Source organism: Actinomycetospora sp., from assembly GCF_055612215.1.
On sequence record NZ_JBVPVA010000329.1, the window covers coordinates 1 to 1,202 of the forward strand.

The 1,202-nt window shown below is 75.3% G+C and carries 1 protein-coding gene; it reads left to right on the forward strand.

What is annotated here, in order from left to right; all coding sequences use genetic code 11:
- The first annotated feature begins 304 nt into the window (after nt 1-304).
- On the forward strand, nt 305-1,183 hold the full coding sequence (locus tag AC0CYZ_RS09475) for a hypothetical protein (protein WP_472214596.1): 879 nt from the start codon (nt 305-307) through the stop codon (nt 1,181-1,183).
- The last annotated feature ends 19 nt before the right edge of the window (nt 1,184-1,202 follow it).

Consider the following 1,202-nt stretch of genomic DNA (forward strand, 5'->3'; position numbering starts at 1 on the left):
GACCCGGGCACACGCCTGCCCATGATCCAGACCCCGCAACCGAGCCCGCCAGAACTCCCGCACCCGCGACCGCGACACCGCACCCGCCATCACACACCCGCTCCCAGACAGGGTGTTGCGACAGACCCTTGAATCCGCCGCGTGCTGTGCTGCCTGGTGTGCCCGTCGTGGTGCTGCGAGCGGCCTCGGGTCCACCCCACCAAGATCAGGGGCACCCCAGGCAGGTCGGAGCGCCCTACGGGATGCGTGGAGTGCCCCTCGTCGAGGGATGGAACCGGGCGCCGCCGCGGGCCCTCTCAGAGACGTGGAGGACATCCGGGGGCCGTTCCGGGCGAGCGAGGCGATCGCGGCCGGACGGACCAGCCGAGGGCGCGTCGCCGGCCCGAACACCCAGCGCCTCTTCCCGGACGTCCACGCGTCCGTCGGCCAGGTCGCCGAGCCGTCCGACCTCGCGGGGCGCGCGAGGGAGGCGGCCCTTTACGTGAAGGGAGCACCTGCCGTCATCGGGGGCTACGCGGCGGCGGAGCTCCACGGCGCGAGCTGCGGGCCGAGGACGGCACCGGTCGACCTGATCGTCGGGCGACGCCGGGTGCGCCCGCGTCCCGGCCTGCGCATCCACCAGGACGTGCTCGCTCCCGACGAGGTGGTCGCGGCCGGGGACCTCCTCGTGACGAGCACCCTCCGCACCGCCTGGGACCTGGTCCGGCGGCTCGACGGCGACGGGGGCGTCGTGGCGCTCGACGCGCTCGCCCGTGCCGGCACCTTCGACCCCGTGGAGCTGCTGGCCCTGGCGCAGCTGCACCCCAGGAGTCGGGGATCGCGCCGTGTCGCGGACGCCGTGGTCCGCGCGGACCCCCGGTCGGCCTCGCCGCCCGAGACCCGGATGCGGCTGGGACTCCTCGCGGAGGGGGTCCCGGCGGCGGTCCCGCAGCTCGAGGTGCGCGACGCCCGCGGCTGGTTCGTCGCGCACGTGGACCTGGGCTGGGAGGAGGCGAAGGTGGCCGCCGAGTACCAGGGCGATCACCACCGCACGGACCGCGAGCAGTGGATGCACGACCAGGCGCGCTTCGCCGAGCTCGCGAGTGCCGGGTGGCTCGTCCTTCCCTGCACCGCCCTGGACCTGCGCTTCCCGCACGCGTTCGCGGTGCGCGTCCTCGCGGCGCTGGCCGAGCGGGCGCGCTGATCAGGGGCACAGGAGGCAG